Annotated in this window: 3 protein-coding genes; all 3 read left to right on the top strand. The window is 52.5% G+C overall.

Annotation, left to right across the window (positions count from 1 at the left end; translation table 11 throughout):
* A partial coding sequence (locus WMO20_RS14295; RefSeq protein ID WP_349187297.1) for an MBL fold metallo-hydrolase occupies positions 1 to 732 on the top strand: 732 nt, incomplete at its 5' end.
* Positions 729 to 1,430 (top strand): L-2-amino-thiazoline-4-carboxylic acid hydrolase, encoded by a 702-nt coding sequence (locus WMO20_RS14290; protein WP_349187296.1) that lies wholly within the window; start codon positions 729 to 731, stop codon positions 1,428 to 1,430. The genes WMO20_RS14295 and WMO20_RS14290, both read left to right, overlap by 4 nt.
* A partial coding sequence (locus tag WMO20_RS14285; RefSeq protein ID WP_349187295.1) for a hypothetical protein occupies positions 1,430 to 1,794 on the top strand: 365 nt, incomplete at its 3' end. The genes WMO20_RS14290 and WMO20_RS14285, both read left to right, overlap by 1 nt.

The following is a 1,794-nucleotide window of genomic DNA, read 5'->3' as shown; positions in this document are numbered from 1 at the left end:
ATCTTCTTCTACCGCAAAGGCGATACGACCATTATGGTCGATGCGGGATATAACTACGACCGCCTTGCCGAAAAAATGGGCTGGCTTGGGATTGATCCGAAGTCGATACACCATATCCTTATCACCCATCAGGACACCGACCATGTGGGTGCGGTGGAAGCAGACAGTCCGGGGCTGTTCCGGAATGCGAATCTGTACATCGGCGAGATCGAGAACCGGTATCTCACCGGCGAGGAGCGGCGAAAAGTCATCTATCATCTCTATAAATTGCCGCAGGTCACGCTCAACAACGAAAAGGTACTGCTGCACGATGGGCAGGTACTTGACATTGACGGCGTCAGGATCGAGTGTTTTCTGGTTCCCGGTCATACATGGGGGCACATGGTATACCTTGTGGACGAGAAATATCTCTTTACCGGCGATACCCTCTGGTTCGGCGCGGACGGCGGCTACAGCTTCATTTCCTCGCTGGCGGAGGACAATAAGCTGGCTGTGCAGTCACTGGCGGAGCTGGAGCGGAAACTGCGCGCGCGTGGGCTGCATCCATATTTCATCACCGGTCACACGGGATGGACGGACAATTTTGCCTTTGCGTTTGCCCACAAAGACAAGCACTGTTCACCATTCAAAAAACGAGTACACGACCCATCAGCACCCTATGATGCCTACGACGAATCGGACGACACCGAAGAAAATGCAAAGAGCGGTTTTCTGAAAGGCGTGGGAAGATGAAGGACAGCGAATTACAAATTGACCGTAGCTGCCATGTGCTATATTCCAAACCCTGCAAAAAGGAAATTCTGGCGAAAATCGCCCTGCACTATCCGGAAGCAGAGTGGGAGACAGTATGGGAAAAGGTGCAGCGGCAGTACGCGGTCTTTCTCTCCGACTGGCGCACCGACTTGGGCGGCAAAAAGAACTTCCACAACGGCGTAGGCGGCACCTACGACTGCATCGCCATCATGTGCTTTTACGATGTGTGCCGGGATGTGACCACATTCCGTGAAATTGAAGAGATGGAGGAAAAACTGATTCTTCCAACTTTCCGCAAGCTGAAATTTGTGGACTGCAACAAGCCGTTCTGGAGGAAGCTGATGTACAAGGCGTTTGTTCGTGCGAAAAGCGGCTGCGACAAATGGCACGATTACGAGATGTCGGTTGCGCCTTATGAAACCGACAAGCCTATTTATTATGAATTTACGGAGTGCCCGGCGGCGGAATTTGCCAAGCGGTTCGGATTTACGGACATTATGCCCGCCCTGTGCAATGTGGACTATGCGTCCATGGAACTGCTTCACGCAAGGCTGGTGCGGACGACCACCTGTGCGAATGGCTGTAAGTGTGATTACACCATCTGCGGCGATCAGGATCTATACTTAAAGGAACATCCCGAATACCGGGACGAAAACGGATACAGGAGGAACAAGTAATGCTTTTACAGGTGATTTTGGAAGGTCTTGGGTTGGGGGCTTTGCTATTTCTTGTCTGTGCCGTGGGCATCCGCAAAGGGGCTGTTGGGATGGTGCATCTTTACAGCCCGGCGGTGCAGCGGCGGTGCGTGAAGCTGGGACTTACAACACGCGAAAAAATAAAGCAAAATGCTTTGATTTTCAAAGCGGTATGCGTTCCCGGCTACATCGCCTATGTGCTGGTCTGTGTCTATGGGATAAACGGTGCACGCAGCTTTGCGGCGGGCTTCTGGCAGCTGCTGGTCATCTTGTCCGTTATGAATCTCATGGACCGCTTTTTGATCGATGGCTACTGGGTGGGGCACACGAACGCATGGACGATCCC

Origin of the sequence: Faecalibacterium intestinale (assembly GCF_040096575.1) — a bacterium.
GTDB lineage: Bacteria > Bacillota > Clostridia > Oscillospirales > Ruminococcaceae > Faecalibacterium > Faecalibacterium intestinale.
Note: the sequence above shows the minus strand (reverse complement) of the source record. Positions and strands in the feature narration are given on the sequence as shown.

Excerpts from the sequence above, each read along its gene's own strand:
- WMO20_RS14290 (WP_349187296.1), top strand. The coding sequence starts at position 729 with ATGAAGGACAGCGAATTACAAATTGACCGTAGCTGCCATGTGCTATAT.